This is a genomic window from Luteococcus struthionis, assembly GCF_048595755.1.
In the GTDB taxonomy this organism is placed as follows: Bacteria; Actinomycetota; Actinomycetes; order Propionibacteriales; family Propionibacteriaceae; genus Luteococcus.
On record NZ_CP184360.1, the window covers coordinates 2,961,777 to 2,975,246 of the forward strand.

Annotated in this window: 15 protein-coding genes; 7 read left to right on the forward strand and 8 right to left on the reverse strand. The window is 66.8% G+C overall.

Annotated elements, in window-relative coordinates:
* Positions 1 to 77: 77 nt before the first annotated feature.
* Complete coding sequence (locus tag ACOAMO_RS13795) at positions 78 to 1,013, reverse strand: co-chaperone YbbN (protein WP_420175318.1); 936 nt, start codon at positions 1,011 to 1,013, stop codon at positions 78 to 80.
* A gap of 107 nt (positions 1,014 to 1,120) precedes the next feature.
* Between ACOAMO_RS13795 and pgm the strand changes: the two genes are divergently transcribed.
* Positions 1,121 to 2,758 (forward strand): phosphoglucomutase (alpha-D-glucose-1,6-bisphosphate-dependent), encoded by a 1,638-nt coding sequence (pgm, locus tag ACOAMO_RS13800; protein ID WP_420175319.1) that lies wholly within the window; start codon positions 1,121 to 1,123, stop codon positions 2,756 to 2,758.
* Between the two features lie 70 nt (positions 2,759 to 2,828).
* Here the strand turns inward: pgm and ACOAMO_RS13805 are convergent, their stop codons facing one another.
* Both ACOAMO_RS13805 and ACOAMO_RS13810 read right to left on the reverse strand, forming a co-directional pair.
* On the reverse strand, positions 2,829 to 3,377 hold the full coding sequence (locus tag ACOAMO_RS13805; RefSeq protein WP_420175320.1) for a PH domain-containing protein: 549 nt from the start codon (positions 3,375 to 3,377) through the stop codon (positions 2,829 to 2,831).
* A gap of 34 nt (positions 3,378 to 3,411) precedes the next feature.
* Positions 3,412 to 3,558: a hypothetical protein gene (locus ACOAMO_RS13810; protein ID WP_420175321.1), complete on the reverse strand. Its 147-nt coding sequence runs from the start codon at positions 3,556 to 3,558 to the stop codon at positions 3,412 to 3,414.
* A 226-nt stretch (positions 3,559 to 3,784) separates the two neighbouring features.
* On the opposite strand from ACOAMO_RS13810, the gene mce reads away from it, so the two are divergent.
* From mce to ACOAMO_RS13825, 3 genes are all read left to right on the forward strand, one after another.
* Positions 3,785 to 4,234, forward strand: coding sequence for a methylmalonyl-CoA epimerase (gene mce / locus ACOAMO_RS13815; protein WP_420175322.1), 450 nt, complete (start codon positions 3,785 to 3,787; stop codon positions 4,232 to 4,234).
* Between the two features lie 101 nt (positions 4,235 to 4,335).
* The gene (locus tag ACOAMO_RS13820) at positions 4,336 to 5,658 is read left to right on the forward strand and encodes a DivIVA domain-containing protein (protein WP_420175323.1); all 1,323 of its coding nucleotides are present in this window, start codon (positions 4,336 to 4,338) and stop codon (positions 5,656 to 5,658) included.
* 169 nt (positions 5,659 to 5,827) lie between these two features.
* Positions 5,828 to 7,672 carry a calcineurin-like phosphoesterase C-terminal domain-containing protein gene (locus ACOAMO_RS13825; protein ID WP_420175324.1) on the forward strand — a complete coding sequence of 615 codons (1,845 nt, stop codon included), beginning with the start codon at positions 5,828 to 5,830 and terminating at the stop codon, positions 7,670 to 7,672.
* A 91-nt stretch (positions 7,673 to 7,763) separates the two neighbouring features.
* Here ACOAMO_RS13825 and nucS read toward each other — a convergent pair whose 3' ends face one another.
* Positions 7,764 to 8,480 carry an endonuclease NucS gene (gene nucS, locus ACOAMO_RS13830; protein WP_420175325.1) on the reverse strand — a complete coding sequence of 239 codons (717 nt, stop codon included), beginning with the start codon at positions 8,478 to 8,480 and terminating at the stop codon, positions 7,764 to 7,766.
* Between the two features lie 30 nt (positions 8,481 to 8,510).
* On the opposite strand from nucS, the gene ACOAMO_RS13835 reads away from it, so the two are divergent.
* Both ACOAMO_RS13835 and ACOAMO_RS13840 read left to right on the forward strand, forming a co-directional pair.
* A complete protein-coding gene (locus ACOAMO_RS13835; protein ID WP_420175326.1) occupies positions 8,511 to 8,789 on the forward strand; it encodes a hypothetical protein in 279 nt (92 codons plus the stop codon).
* Complete coding sequence (locus tag ACOAMO_RS13840; protein WP_420175327.1) at positions 8,789 to 9,583, forward strand: alpha/beta fold hydrolase; 795 nt, start codon at positions 8,789 to 8,791, stop codon at positions 9,581 to 9,583. Before ACOAMO_RS13835 ends, ACOAMO_RS13840 begins: the two co-directional genes overlap by 1 nt.
* A gap of 57 nt (positions 9,584 to 9,640) precedes the next feature.
* Here the strand turns inward: ACOAMO_RS13840 and ACOAMO_RS13845 are convergent, their stop codons facing one another.
* Positions 9,641 to 10,342, reverse strand: coding sequence for a peptidylprolyl isomerase (locus ACOAMO_RS13845; protein WP_420175328.1), 702 nt, complete (start codon positions 10,340 to 10,342; stop codon positions 9,641 to 9,643).
* Between the two features lie 26 nt (positions 10,343 to 10,368).
* Here ACOAMO_RS13845 and ACOAMO_RS13850 point away from each other — a divergent pair, with 26 nt between their 5' ends.
* Entirely contained in the window at positions 10,369 to 10,995 is a 627-nt protein-coding gene (locus ACOAMO_RS13850; protein ID WP_420175329.1) for a cob(I)yrinic acid a,c-diamide adenosyltransferase, read from the forward strand.
* A 12-nt stretch (positions 10,996 to 11,007) separates the two neighbouring features.
* Here ACOAMO_RS13850 and ACOAMO_RS13855 read toward each other — a convergent pair whose 3' ends face one another.
* From ACOAMO_RS13855 to atpD, 3 genes are all read right to left on the reverse strand, one after another.
* Positions 11,008 to 11,445 (reverse strand): DUF2550 domain-containing protein, encoded by a 438-nt coding sequence (locus ACOAMO_RS13855; RefSeq protein ID WP_420175330.1) that lies wholly within the window; start codon positions 11,443 to 11,445, stop codon positions 11,008 to 11,010.
* Positions 11,446 to 11,566: 121 nt separating this feature from the next.
* On the reverse strand, positions 11,567 to 11,980 hold the full coding sequence (locus ACOAMO_RS13860; RefSeq protein ID WP_420175331.1) for a F0F1 ATP synthase subunit epsilon: 414 nt from the start codon (positions 11,978 to 11,980) through the stop codon (positions 11,567 to 11,569).
* Positions 11,981 to 11,984: 4 nt separating this feature from the next.
* Positions 11,985 to 13,454 carry a F0F1 ATP synthase subunit beta gene (gene atpD, locus ACOAMO_RS13865; protein ID WP_420175332.1) on the reverse strand — a complete coding sequence of 490 codons (1,470 nt, stop codon included), beginning with the start codon at positions 13,452 to 13,454 and terminating at the stop codon, positions 11,985 to 11,987.
* Between the last annotated feature and the right edge of the window lie 16 nt (positions 13,455 to 13,470).

Below are 13,470 nucleotides of genomic sequence, written 5' to 3' on the forward strand. Positions count from 1 at the left end.
ATTCCCGCGCGTGTTGCAACACGCGCGGGACGCTGGAACCCGAGCGTCGTGTCCGGTGACTCAGTCGTGTCTGGGACTCAGGCGAACAGGGCCGTCGAGAGCTGACGACGTGCCTTGAGCACCGCCTTGTCGGTCTTGCCCACCACGTCGAAGAGCTCCAGCAAGCGGACCCGGGCCGCCTCGCGCTGCTCGTCACGGGTCTCGCGGATGATCTGCAGGAGCCGGTCGAAGGCCGCGGCGGGATCACCATTGATGAGCTCCAGGTCGGCCGCGTCCATCTGCACGTCCCAGTTCTCGGGCTCGGCATTGGCGGTGGTCACGATGGCCTGGGGATCGAAGCGGGTGGAGCGCTCCAGCAGCTTCGACTGGGCCAGCCCCTGCAGCGCCTCGGCATCGGCCGGGCTCTGGTCGAGCACCTTCTGGAACTCGGCCACGGCGGTGGCATAGTCACCGGCCTCCAGGGCCGCGTCGGCGGCGGCGAAGCGCGGATCGGCCTTGGGAGCCGCCTCGGGCTCTCCCTCGGACTGCGGGGCAGCCGGGCCCACCGGCTCGGCGCGGCCGGTCAGGCCATTCGCCACGGCGATCTGGGTCACCTGGTCCAGGTAGGCCTGCACCTCTTCGGCCGGCTTGGTGCCCTGGAAGAGCGGCGCGAGCTGGCCGCCGATGATGGCGACGACGGTCGGCACGGCCTGGACGCCCATGGCCTGGGCAATGCGCTGTTCGGCGTCGATGTTGACCCGGGCCAGCAGCCACCGCCCCGCGGCCTGGTTGGTGGCCTGGATCAGGATGTCGGACAGGTCCTGGGCATTCGCGCGGGGCGAGTAGAGCTCCATGATGACCGGATGGGTGGTCGACTTGCGCACCACGGCGTCGAAGTCGGCCTCGCCCACCTGCTGCACGAAGCTGCCAGCGGCAGCGCCGGTGGAGTCGGGCCCGGCATTGGGGCTTGCGGCGGCGCCTGCCAGCGAGGACAGGTCGATCGCACCGGGACGGTTGAAACTCTCGGAAGTCATGGTCTCCATTGTTCCGTGGGGGCGTCCAGAACCCAACTGGGCGAACAGTGGGCCAACAGGCGGCAAGACCTGTCCCGCACGGCCCCGGGACGCGGCAAGATGGAGCCATGGCACACGAACGCGCTGGGCAGGTGGCCCAGGAACAAGACCTGATCAACGTCGACGAGGTCCTCAAGGCCTACTACGACATCACCCCCGATCCCGACAATGTCGACCAGCAGGTGGTCTTCGGCACCTCGGGACACCGTGGTTCGAGCCTGGACGGCAAGTTCAACGAGCTGCACATCGCCGCCACCACGCAGGCCATCGTCGAATACCGCGCCGAGCAGGGCACCACGGGGCCGCTGTTCATCGGCAAGGACACCCACGCCCTGAGCCTGCCGGCCTGGAAGACCGCCGCCGAGGTCCTGGTGGCCAATGGCGTCGACGTGCGCGCGGAGCAGGAGGACGAGTACACCCCCACCCCCGCCGTCAGCCGCGCGATCATCGTCTTCAACCGTGACAAGGCCGAGGGTGCCCCTGAGGCCGACGGCATCGTGGTGACCCCCTCGCACAACCCGCCCCGCGACGGTGGCTTCAAGTACAACCCGCCGAATGGCGGCCCGGCCGACACCGATGCCACCAGCTGGATCGCCGACCGCGCCAATGAGCTGATGCGTGATCCGTCGGGCATCAAGCGCGTCTCCTACGACGAGGCCGCCGCTCAGGTGACCCGCTTCGACTACCGCACCGCCTACTGCGAGGACCTGGTCAACGTCATCGACATGGAGGCCATCAAGAAGGCCGGCGTGCGCATCGGCGCCGACCCGATGGGCGGTGCCGCCGTGCAGTACTGGCAGTACCTGTCCGAGAAGTCCGGCCTGGACCTGACCGTGGTAAACCCCGAGGTCGACCCCACCTGGCGCTTCATGAGCCTGGACACCGACGGCAAGATCCGCATGGACTGCTCCTCGCCCGATGCCATGGCCTCGCTGATCCAGCAGCGCGACAAGTTCGACATCTCCACCGGCAACGACGCCGATTCCGACCGCCACGGAATCGTCACCCCCGATGCCGGCTTGATGAACCCCAACCACTACCTGGCCGTGGCCATCCAGTACCTGTTCACCCATCGTCCCGGCTGGGGCGAGCAGGCCCGCATTGGCAAGACACTGGTCTCCAGCTCGATGATCGACAAGGTCGCTGCCGAGATCGGCCGTGAATTGGTCGAGGTGCCGGTGGGCTTCAAGTGGTTCGTCCCCGGGCTGATCTCCGGTGACATGGGCTTTGGTGGTGAGGAGTCGGCCGGTGCCAGCTTCCTGACCCTGGACGGCCAGACCTGGACCACCGACAAGGACGGCATCATCCTGGACCTGCTCGCCAGCGAGATCCTGGCGGTGACCGGCAAGACCCCCAGCCAGCACTACGCCGAGCTGGAGGCCAAGTACGGCAAGAGCTACTACGCCCGCATCGACGCCGACGCCAACCGCGAGCAGAAGGCCCGCCTCAAGGCCCTCTCCCCCGCCGACATCACCGCCACCGAGCTGGCCGGGGAGAAGATCACCGCAATCCTCACCGAGGCCCCCGGCAATGGTGCGGCCATCGGCGGTGTGAAGGTGACCACCGAGAACGGCTGGTTCGCTGCCCGTCCCTCGGGCACCGAGGACAAGTACAAGATCTATGCCGAGAGCCTCACCTCCGCCGAACACCTGGCCCAGATCCAGGCCGAGGCAAAGGACGTCGTCAACGCGGCGCTGGAAGGCTGAACGACCACCGCAGACAGCGCAAGGCCCCGGCAGGTTCGACCTTCCGGGGCCTTGCGCGGTGTCTGGGGATTCAGTCCTCGAAGTCCTCGTCGTCGAACTCCGCGGCCTTGAGCTGGGCGCGCAGACCCGCCCGCTGGATGACCCGCTGGATCGTCAGGTCGCGCTGCTCCGGGCGCCCCACGTAGCGAATGTCGCGCAGTCCCTGGTCCTGGGCGGCCGACTCGAAGACGAAGTGGCCGTAGCCGAGGATGCGGCCCAGGAAGGGCTGGAAGACGGAGATGTCGAGGATTCGGGTCATCGGCATGGTGGCCAGGTGCTGGTCGAGCACCCCATGGACCCGGAAGACGCGCATGTTGGTGATGACGAAGCGGTCCATGAACTGCAGGTGGATCAGCACCATGCAGTAGCCGAAGAGCGCCAGCCCGGCCACCAAGGCCAGCCACCAGAAGGGGCCGAGGACGGCCATGTTCCAGAACACGGCCATGCACAGCACCAGTCCCAGGGACGGGGGCACCACCGTCACCCAGTGCTTGGCCACCTCGTCGATGATGAACTCGCCTTGGTCCACCAGCAGGTGGCGGTCCACCTCGGGGGCAAGGAAGCGGGAGAGCCGGCTCATGCCGCTCCCCCGTCGACAGGCAACTGCGGGTGGATCAACCCGCCAGAGCCTGGAAGAGTCGCTGGATGGCGCTCACCACGGACTTCACGCCAGCGGCGAATTCCTCGGGCTGCGTGGCGATGTAGTAGATGATGAAGGCGATCACCAGCGTCCACAAGATCTTCTTGGCCCACTCGGGCATGTGCGTCTCCTCAAAGGTGTGACCCGCGGGTCGTGGGGAAGTTTCGCGGCCTGGACACATTGCAAACCAGCATCCAGTCAGGTCAACTATGCCGCACATGGGGCTTCCCGCGCAGCAGGGCACGCGCGAGTCTGCAGCATGACTGCATGGTGAGCAGCTGGTGAAGGTTGCGCCAAAGCCCACCCCGACCCTGTGGTCAGACCAGGGCTCGTGCAAGTATTGAGCCATGGACAACAGCGATCTCTTCATCTGCATCGACCACGTCGGTCTGGCCGTTCCCGACCTCGACGAGGCCATCAAGTTCCACACCGAGAAGCTTGGCTTCCGCGTCCTCCACCAGGAGGTCAACGAGGAGCAGGGCGTGGCCGAGGCCATGCTGGGCACCGGCACCCAGCAGCCCGAGAGCGCCCAGATCCAGCTGCTCGCCCCGCTGAACGACGACTCCACCATCGCCAAGTGGCTCGGCCGCAACGGCGGACCCGGCATGCAGCAGCTGTGCTACCGCGTTGCCGACATCGACGCCGTCTGCGCCACCCTGCGCGAGCGCGGCCTGCGCCTGCTCTACCCCGAGCCCAAGACCGGCACCGGTGGCGCCCGCATCAACTTCGTGCACCCCAAGGATGCCGGTGGCGTGCTGCTGGAGCTGACCCAGCCCCCGGCCGAGGCGAGCCACTGATCCACCCGGCACCGGCACGGCGTCGGTTCCCGCACGACGGTGGTGTTCCCTGCGGGAAGCACCACCGTCTTGCGTATTCACGCATTGGTAACCTGTCCCTCGTGAGCGACTACTACGACGACGACCAGGTGTACAACGAGGAAACGGGCCTCAACCTGTTCGACGACTCCGCCTCGGTGGCCGGAGCCTTCCCCAAGGCGATGATGGGCTACGACCGGGCCTCCGTCGACAACTATGTGCGCGAGATCGAGATGCAACTCTCGACGCTCAAACAGCTCACCCGGCACCTGCGTCGAGAGGCCGCCGCGGCCGCCCGCACCGCCGGCACCACCGACTTCACCCGCCTGGGAGCCCACGCCACCGGCATCCTGCGCTCGGCGGAGGCCCAGGGCAAGGACCTGGTGCAGAAGGCGGAACTGGAGGCCGAACGCATCAAGGAGGAAGGCCGCCGCGTCGCCGCCGACCTGCGCGCCAATGCCCAGTCGGAGGCCGACGACATCCGCGTGGCCGGCATGGCGAATCTGCGCAGGCTGCGCGAGGAACTCGACACCGAGGCCAAGCAGACCCTCGAGAAGGCCCGCGAGGAGGCCCAGAGCATCGTCGCCGCCGCCACGCGCCAAGCCGAGGCGGTCGTCTCCGAGGCCCAGCAGAAGGCTCAGGCCCTGCTGCAGGAGGCCGAGGTGCACTCGGCCAGCTCCATCCACGAGGCCGACAAGCAGGCAGCCACCCTGGTGCTGGAGGCCCGCACCCAGGCCGAGGAGATCGTCGCGGACGCCCAGCGCCGATTCGACGAGGCCCATGAGAAGACCACTGCCCTGCTGGCCGAGGCCACTCGCCATCACGAGCAGTCCACGGCGCTCATCACCGAGGAGAACGAGCAGGCCCAGCAGATCCGGGCAGCGGCACTGGCCGATGCCGAACAGATCAAGGTGGAGGCCGCCACCGACGCCGAGGCGACCCTTGCCGCAGCGCGACGTCAGGCCGGCATGATGAAGGACCGCTTGGAGGAGCAGTACGCCTGGCGCAAGGAGCAGCTCGAGCGCGAGGTGGGCGCCCTGCTCAGCCGCAAGCAGTCCGTGGTGGCCCAGCTGTCGAACCTGCGGCAGCTCGCCGGCGACTCCGCACTCGACTTCCCCGACGAGGACCCCTTCGGCACATCGGATCCTCGCGAGTCCCTGGCCTCCCAGAGCGTGGATCAGCAGTCGGCCCAGGAGCAGCCGCTGGAGGAGTCCGTCGAGATCAAGGAGACCCACGAGACCGCGGCCCAGGATGACGCGCACCAGGCTGACGCGCACCAGGCCGAAGCGGTCCAGGATGACGCGACGCAGGAGCTGACCACCACTCTTCCGGCTGAGGAAGAGACCCGGATCATCAGTGGCACCGACGCCGAAGACACCACTGTGGTCCAACCAGAACGGCACTGACAAGGGCACGTGCGGCCCTTCACCAAGGGTTCACCTTTTCCTTCCTGAGAAGGATTTGGCGAACTCCAAGGGTTGTCCCCGAACTCACCCGGGGTTCACCCGCGGCCCCGGCCTCGGACATAGCGTCGTACATGGCAGGACTCCTACCCACCCCCTCAGGAGAAGAACCATGACGAAGTACGTACGCACCAACCGCAACCCGCTGCTGGCCGGCATCGGGATCACGGCCGCCCTTGGCCTGTGCCTCAGCCCGGCCGTCTCGGCCGAGGCACGCCCCGCCGAGAAGTCGCCCCGCCAGACCGTGACCGACGCCTACACCGGTCACGTCGAGGTGGTGCGCGGCACCCCCGAGAAGGCCGACGTGCTCAAGGGCACCGTCTTCAACGACCGTAACCAGGACTCCAAGCAGGACCGCGGCGAGAAGGGCATCGCCGGTGTCACCGTCTCCAACGGTCGCGACGTCGTCACCACCGACGGCAAGGGCCGCTATGAGCTGCCCGCCTTCGAGAACATGACCGTCTTCGTCACCCAGCCCGCCGGATGGCAGGTGCCGGTCGACGAGAACATGATCGCCCAGTTCAGCTACACCCACCTGCCCAAGGGCTCCCCCGACGAGCTGAAGTTCGGCGGGCTGGAGCCCACCGGTCCCCTGCCCAAGGCCGTCAACTTCCCGCTGGCCAAGTCGAAGCAGACCGCCAAGGCGCAGCAGAACTGCCCGATCGCCTCGGACACCCAGATCTACAACCTCAAGGAGCGCGGCTACGCCCGTGAGGGAGCGGTCAAGGACCTGATGGAGCGCACCGACTACGCCGCCTGCGGCATCCTGCTGCTGGGTGACAACGTGGGCGACGACCTCTCGCTCAATGACGCCCTGAAGGATCTCTACAAGCACGCCAACGGCCCGGTCCGTACCGTCATGGGCAACCACGACATGGACTACGACGCCACCTCCGACGCGCACTCCAATGACACCTACCGCCGCGACTTCGGGCCCGGCTACTACTCCTACGACGTGGGCCAGGCCCACTTCGTGGTGCTCGACTCGATCGAGTACCCCAAGCCCGGTGGCAAGGCCCGTCAGTACAACGAGAAGATCAGCCAGGAGCAGCTCGACTGGCTGGCCAAGGACCTGGCCAATGTTCCCAAGAACAAGAAGGTCATCGTTGCCACCCACGCCCCGATCGTCGACCACCGCTTCGTGATCGTCGACAATGCCGCCGAGCTGTACAAGGTCCTGGAGGGCCGTGACGTCGTCACCGTCGGTGGCCACACCCACACGCTGGAGCACCTCAATGCCGGCGGCACCCGCCCCGAGTGGGCCAAGGACGGCGTGACCAAGCTGCCCTTCACCCAGCTCATCGCCGGCGCGGTCTCGGGCGGCTGGTACGGCGGCGGCCTGGATTCCGAGGGCCTGCCCTATGCCTTCGCTCCCGATGGCTCGCGCCCGGGTGTGATGACCCTGAACCTGGACGGCAACAGCCTGCGCGAGCGCTACACCGTGCGCGGCGAGTCCGAGCAGGAGCAGATGGGTCTTGGCCTCAACACGCCGCACTGGCGTGACTGGGCCGAGAAGGCCCAGGCCTGGCAGAAGGCCAAGAAGGTCGGCGAGATGCCCGAACTGGGTGACGAGCGCATGGTGACCCGCTCCGAGCTTGCCTCGGGCGAGAGCTGGCTGATGACCAACTTCTACGCCGGTTCCGAGAAGGCCCGCGTCGAGGTCTCCATCGATGGCGGCAAGAGCGTTCCCGCCGTGCACACCCAGCCCAACCAGGGCGAGGAACTGCGCAAGGGCTGGGAGTACTCCGACACCTTCGCGGCCACCCGCAGCCTGATGACCAGCGGCAATGTGCCCCAGTCGGGCTCGAACATCTGGCGTCTGCCCCTGCCGGAGAACCTGGCCAAGGGCACCCACCAGGCCGAGGTCACCGGCACTGACGAGTACGGGCGCAGCTTCACCAAGACGCTGCGCTTCACCGTGGTCGACGAGCGTCCCAGCCTCGAGACCAAGAAGTGAGCTGAACGCCGCTCACCGGCATCAGTACAAGAACGGGGCGGGCCCCGGTGGACGATCCACCGGGGCCCGGCCCATGCCCTGCCATCCGAGCTCAGAACAGACGGTCCTCCGGATTGTCCAGCCCACGCAGCTCGTCATAGTTCACCGTGACGCAGCTGATCCCCCGGTCGGTCGCCAAGGTTCGTGCCTGGGGCTTGATCTGCTGGGCGGCGAAGACGCCCGAGACCGGGCTCATCAGCGGGTCGCGATTCATCAACTCCAGGTAGCGCGTCAACTGCTCCACGCCGTCGATCTCACCGCGCCGCTTCACCTCCACGGCCACGTACTGTCCCTCGTCATTGCGCAGCAACAGGTCGACGGGGCCGATCGGCGTGTAGTACTCACGCTGCACCAGCTGCCAGCCCTCCCCGAAGGTGGTGGGGTTCTCGGCCAGCAGGGCCTGCAGGTGTGCCTCGACGCCATCCTTCTGCAGGCCCGGATCCACTCCGAAGTCGTGCTCGGCGTCGTAGTAGATCTGCCCGATCGAGATCTGCAGGGTGTCCCCCTGCGGTCCCTTGACCTCCCAGACCTGGGTGATCTGGGAGTCGATGTCCTGGGTGGTGGCGGCCACGTCGGTCCCCGGCAAGACCTCCTGCACCGTCATGGTGCACGGTGGGCTCATCCAGTTCAGCGGTTTGTAGGCACGATCGTCGGCATGGATCGAGACCGACGTGTCGGCCTTGACCATGATGAGTCGCTTCGCCATGGGAAGATGGGCCGTCAGTCGACCGGCGTAGTCGACCTGGCACTGGGCAATCACCAAACGCACCTGCACAACCTACCCCGCTAGGGTTGGGGCGTGGCAAAGCGACCGAGCAAGCATCTGCGTCCGCCCCGCCCGCTGAACGCCGGACACGCGACCCGAGCGGTCAAGTCGGACGGGAGCTGGGTGGTGCGCACCATTCCCGGCAATCGGGCCCTGAAGCACTACACCTGCCCTGGCTGCCACCGCACCATTGCTCCGGGAACCCCCCACGTGGTCGCCTGGCCCGCCGCACCGACCGGCTTCAACCAGGCGGCCTCACCGGCCGACGAACGCCGCCACTGGCACTCCGGATGTTGGAACAGGAAGCACTGATGACACTCCCCCAGCTGCACACCAGCACGATTGGAGACGGCCCGGCCCGGGTCGTCTTCGTCCATGGCCTGTTCGGACAGGGCAAGAACTTCACGACCATCGCCAAGGCGATCGGCGATCTGGCCACCTCCACCTTGGTCGACCTGCCCAACCACGGGCGCTCGCAATGGACCGACAGCATCGACTATCCAGACATGGCCCAGGCCCTGGCCGGCGTGCTGCGCCAGATCGACCGGCCAGTCTGCCTGGTGGGTCACTCCATGGGTGGCAAGGTGGTGATGCGCACCGCCCTGGACTTCCCCGAGCTGGTGGAACGGCTGGTGGTGGTCGACATCTCCCCCAGCGAGGGTCTGGGCAGCAGCTTCGGGCCCCTCTTCGAGGCGATGCAGTCACTCGACCTGGAAGGTCTGGAAAGCCGCCGGGACGCCGACCGGATCCTTGGCCAGGGCATCCCCAATGACACGGTGCGTGGCTTCCTGATGCAGAACCTGCGCCACGAACCGGGCGCCGACGGACAGCGTCACTGGCGCTGGCAGATGAACCTGGACCTGTTGCAGCGCGAGCTCGACCACGGCATCTCCAGTTGGCCCGACACCGACGCCAGTTACGACGGCCGAGTGCTGTGGGTGGCTGGAGAGAAGTCCGGCTATGTGCGCGAGGACGCAGCACCCACGATGCGTCGCCTCTTCCCCCGTTATGTGCAGGTGACGGTGAAGGATGCCGGGCACTGGGTGCACTCGGAACAGCCCGAGGCCTTCATCGCGACGCTGCGGCACTTCCTCCAGCTGAGCTGAGAGCCCCAGCACGCGTGATCGTCCAGCAGGCCCGGTCTTCCAGCAGGCCCGGGCTCGTCAGCCCAGCGTGACCTTGCCGATCTGGGCCGGCGCCTTGGGCCCGGTGCCGTCCGCGGCCACGCCTTGCGCAGCCAGCTTGCCGAGCACCTCGACCGACTTGTCGTCCATCGTGCCGAAGACCGTGTAGGCCGGCGGCAGCGTGGAGTCCTCGTAGACGAGGAAGATCTGTGACCCGTTGGTGTTGGGCCCCGCATTCGCCATGGCGACGGTGCCCTTGCGGTAGTTCACCAACTTGGTGCCATCGGCGGCAGTCCCCACCGATTCCAGCTTCTTGGCCAGCCCCAGTTCGTCGTCGAAGGTGTAACCGGGGCCAGCGCTGCCGGTACCGGTGGGATCCCCGCACTGCAGCACGAAGATGCCCTGGTCGGTCAGCCGATGGCAGCGCGTGTCGTCGAACCACCCCTGCTTGGCCAGCGACTCGAAGCTGTGGGTGGTGCAGGGGGTCTCTTCCCGATCCAGCGTCAACTTCACCGGTGCTCCGTCGAGCGTCAGCGAGGCCGTGAGCTTGCCACTGTCGGCGACATTCTCGCCCGAAGGCGGATCCACGGGCTTGGCGGCCGATCCGGACTGGTGGTAGGTGCAGCTTCCCGCGCCCGTGGCACTGGGCTCCTGCTGCTCGTCCGACCCCTGGGAGCACCCGCTGAGGACCATGGTGGACATGAGCATGACGGCTGCGGCAAGACGAGTCGGCGAATGCATGCCAGAACCCTACTACGCTGGCTGCCATGGTGAATCTGACGCGCATCTACACCCGGACCGGCGATGCTGGCGAAACCCGACTCAGCGACAACTCAGTCGCCCGCAAGACCGACCTGCGGGTGCAGGCCTACGGTGCGGTGGACGAGGCCAACTCGGCCATCGGCGTAGCCTTGGCCACCGGCGGGCTCGACGAGCGCATCACCGCCGCCCTGGGGATCGTGCAGAACGAATTGTTCGACCTGGGAGCCGACCTGTCCAACCCGCTGGTCGCCGAACCGCAGTGGGAACCGCTGCGCATCGTCCAGGAGTCCATCGACCGGTTGGAGACCTGGTGCGACGAGTTCGGCGAGGACCTGCCCAACCTGCGCTCCTTCATCCTGCCCGGAGGCACACCCGCCGCCGCCCAGCTGCACGTGGCACGCACCGTGGTGCGTCGCGCGGAGCGCATTGCGTGGGAAGCGGCCGAACAGTACGGCACCGAGGTCACCGATGACCCGGAACAGACTCCGGGCGGGGTCAGCCTGCTGGCCATCAAGTACCTCAACCGGCTCTCCGACCTGCTGTTCATCATGAGCCGAGCCGCCAATGGCGCCGCCGAGGTGCTCTGGGTGCCCGGTGGCGAGCGGAACCCGGACCAGATGCAGCCGCGCTGAGCCACTCCCGGCTCATTCCAGACCGCTGTAGCGATCCCCTCCGGGAGGCGCGGCCTCCAACCAGCTCATGAGCCCCGTCACCGAGGCGGGGCTCATGGCCATCTCCCAGACCCTGGGCGCGCCCTTGTCGGTGGAGCGCAGTCGCAGGATCTGGTCATCGCCGAAGAGCACCACGGCCTCGGAGTCCTCGGGCTCCCGACGACCGATGGAGGTGGTCCGGTCGCGGGTCAGCGTCAGGCGAGCGCGCATGCTGAAGGAGAAGATCCGGAACCACTGCAGCTCATTGGCCTCGTAGCGGGCCACCCCGGTGGCCCAGGATCCACTGGGCAGTTTCAGGGCGCAGTCGAAGACTCCTCCGCGGGTGGACAGCCATCGTCGACGAAGGTAGAGACCCAGCAGTGGCAGCAGGAAGAGCAGCACCATCAGCGCCACTCCCGCCTCGACTGCCATGCTCCACTCCATGTGAGCAAAATACCTGATCAGGCCTCGGTTCGCGGCATCGGGGCCATTCTTGCCCGAGCATGACGACGGGCCGACCGGTTTTCACCGATCGGCCCGTCGTCTGGATGGGTCAGCGACCCAACTTGTCCTGCTTCGCTGCGGCCTTCAACTGGGCCTGGGCCAGGTAGAGACGATGGATCTCATCGTCGGTGGCCTCGCCAGCATCGTGCTTGACGCTCAGCTCGTCGTGCTCACGCTGGGCCTGGTCGACGGAGATCTCGTCGAACAGCGACGCCTTCTGGGCCACCAGGTTCACCTGGTTGTCCACCACGGAGATGAATCCACCGTCGATCGCCACCAGTTCACGGCGGCCATCGGTCGTGACGATCTCCGCCGCGCAGGGCACCAGAGCCGCCAGCAAGGGCTCGTGACCGGCAAGGATGCCGATGTCGCCCTCGGTGGTGCGGACGATCACATTGGTCGCCGTACCCTCCCAGACGCGACGGTCCGCAGCGACGACCTCGACGCTGATGGGGTCAGCCATGTGATCAACCCTTCTGCAGTTCGTGCCACTGACGCTCGACGTCGTCCATGCCACCGACGTTGAAGAAGGCCTGCTCGGGGATGTGGTCCACATCGCCATTGCAGATCATCTTGAACGACTCGATGGTGTCCTTCAGGTCCACGGTGGAACCCTCGACGCCGGTGAACTTGGTGGCCATGTAGGTGTTCTGGCTCAGGAACTGCTGGATACGACGAGCACGGTTCACCGTGATCTTGTCCTCTTCGCTCAGCTCGTCGACGCCCAGGATGGCGATGATGTCCTGCAGCTCCTTGTTGCGCTGGAGGATCTGCTTGACGTGCACCGCGGTGTCGTAGTGGTCCTGACCCACGTACTGCGGGTCCAGGATGCGCGACGACGAGGTGAGCGGGTCCACGGCCGGGTACAGACCACGCGAGGCAATGTCACGGCTGAGCTCGGTGGTGGCATCCAGGTGCGCGAAGGTGGTGGCGGGAGCCGGGTCGGTGTAGTCGTCGGCGGGCACGTAGATGGCCTGCATCGAGGTGATCGAGTGACCACGCACCGAGGTGATTCGCTCCTGCAGCTGTCCCATCTCGTCAGCCAGGTTGGGCTGGTAGCCCACGGCGGAGGGCATGCGACCCAGCAGGGTCGAGACCTCGGAACCGGCCTGGGTGAAGCGGAAGATGTTGTCGATGAACAGCAGCACGTCCTGGTTCTGCACATCACGGAAGTACTCCGCCATGGTCAGGGCCGACAGGGCGACGCGCAGACGGGTGCCCGGGGGCTCGTCCATCTGGCCGAAGACCAGTGCGGTGTCCTTGAAGACGCCGGCCTCGTCCATTTCCATGATGAGGTCGTTGCCCTCACGGGTGCGCTCACCCACACCGGCGAAGACCGAGGTGCCACCGAAGTTGTGGGCGATGCGGTAGATCATCTCCTGGATGAGCACCGTCTTGCCCACGCCGGCGCCACCGAACAGGCCGATCTTGCCGCCCTGCACGTACGGGGTCAGCAGGTCGAGCACCTTGATGCCGGTGTGCAGCATCTCGGTCTTGCTCTCGAGCTGGTCGAAGGTGGGCGCATCGCGGTGGATGGGCCAGCGCTCGTTGATCTCGACGCCATTGGCGGTGAGATCCTCGTTGAGGCAGTCGCCGGTCACATTCCACACGCGACCCTTGGTGACGTCACCGACGGGAACGCTGATCGGCGCACCGGTGTCGACGACGGCATCGCCGCGGCGCAGACCGTCGGTGGGCTTCAGCGCGATGGCGCGGACGATGTTGTCGCCCACGTGCAGGGCCACCTCGAGGGTGAAGGTGCGCTTCTGACCGGCCTCGGCACCGATGTCATCGATGTTGACGGTCAGCGCGTTCATGATGTCGGGCATGGCGTCGGCGGGGAACTCGACGTCCACCACCGGGCCGATGACCCGGGCAACACGACCGGTGGCACCGGCCTGCTGCTCGGTCTGGGGATTGACAAGGGTGTCAGTCATTTTCGTACTTCCTCGC

Coding starts and splice junctions, on each gene's coding strand:
- ACOAMO_RS13795 (WP_420175318.1), bottom strand. CDS start 1,013: ATGACTTCCGAGAGTTTCAACCGTCCCGGTGCGATCGACCTGTCCTCG.
- pgm (WP_420175319.1), top strand. CDS start 1,121: ATGGCACACGAACGCGCTGGGCAGGTGGCCCAGGAACAAGACCTGATC.
- ACOAMO_RS13805 (WP_420175320.1), bottom strand. CDS start 3,377: ATGAGCCGGCTCTCCCGCTTCCTTGCCCCCGAGGTGGACCGCCACCTG.
- ACOAMO_RS13810 (WP_420175321.1), bottom strand. CDS start 3,558: ATGCCCGAGTGGGCCAAGAAGATCTTGTGGACGCTGGTGATCGCCTTC.
- mce (WP_420175322.1), top strand. CDS start 3,785: ATGGACAACAGCGATCTCTTCATCTGCATCGACCACGTCGGTCTGGCC.
- ACOAMO_RS13825 (WP_420175324.1), top strand. CDS start 5,828: ATGACGAAGTACGTACGCACCAACCGCAACCCGCTGCTGGCCGGCATC.
- ACOAMO_RS13840 (WP_420175327.1), top strand. CDS start 8,789: ATGACACTCCCCCAGCTGCACACCAGCACGATTGGAGACGGCCCGGCC.
- ACOAMO_RS13845 (WP_420175328.1), bottom strand. CDS start 10,342: ATGCATTCGCCGACTCGTCTTGCCGCAGCCGTCATGCTCATGTCCACC.
- ACOAMO_RS13850 (WP_420175329.1), top strand. CDS start 10,369: ATGGTGAATCTGACGCGCATCTACACCCGGACCGGCGATGCTGGCGAA.
- ACOAMO_RS13855 (WP_420175330.1), bottom strand. CDS start 11,445: ATGGCAGTCGAGGCGGGAGTGGCGCTGATGGTGCTGCTCTTCCTGCTG.
- ACOAMO_RS13860 (WP_420175331.1), bottom strand. CDS start 11,980: ATGGCTGACCCCATCAGCGTCGAGGTCGTCGCTGCGGACCGTCGCGTC.
- atpD (WP_420175332.1), bottom strand. CDS start 13,454: ATGACTGACACCCTTGTCAATCCCCAGACCGAGCAGCAGGCCGGTGCC.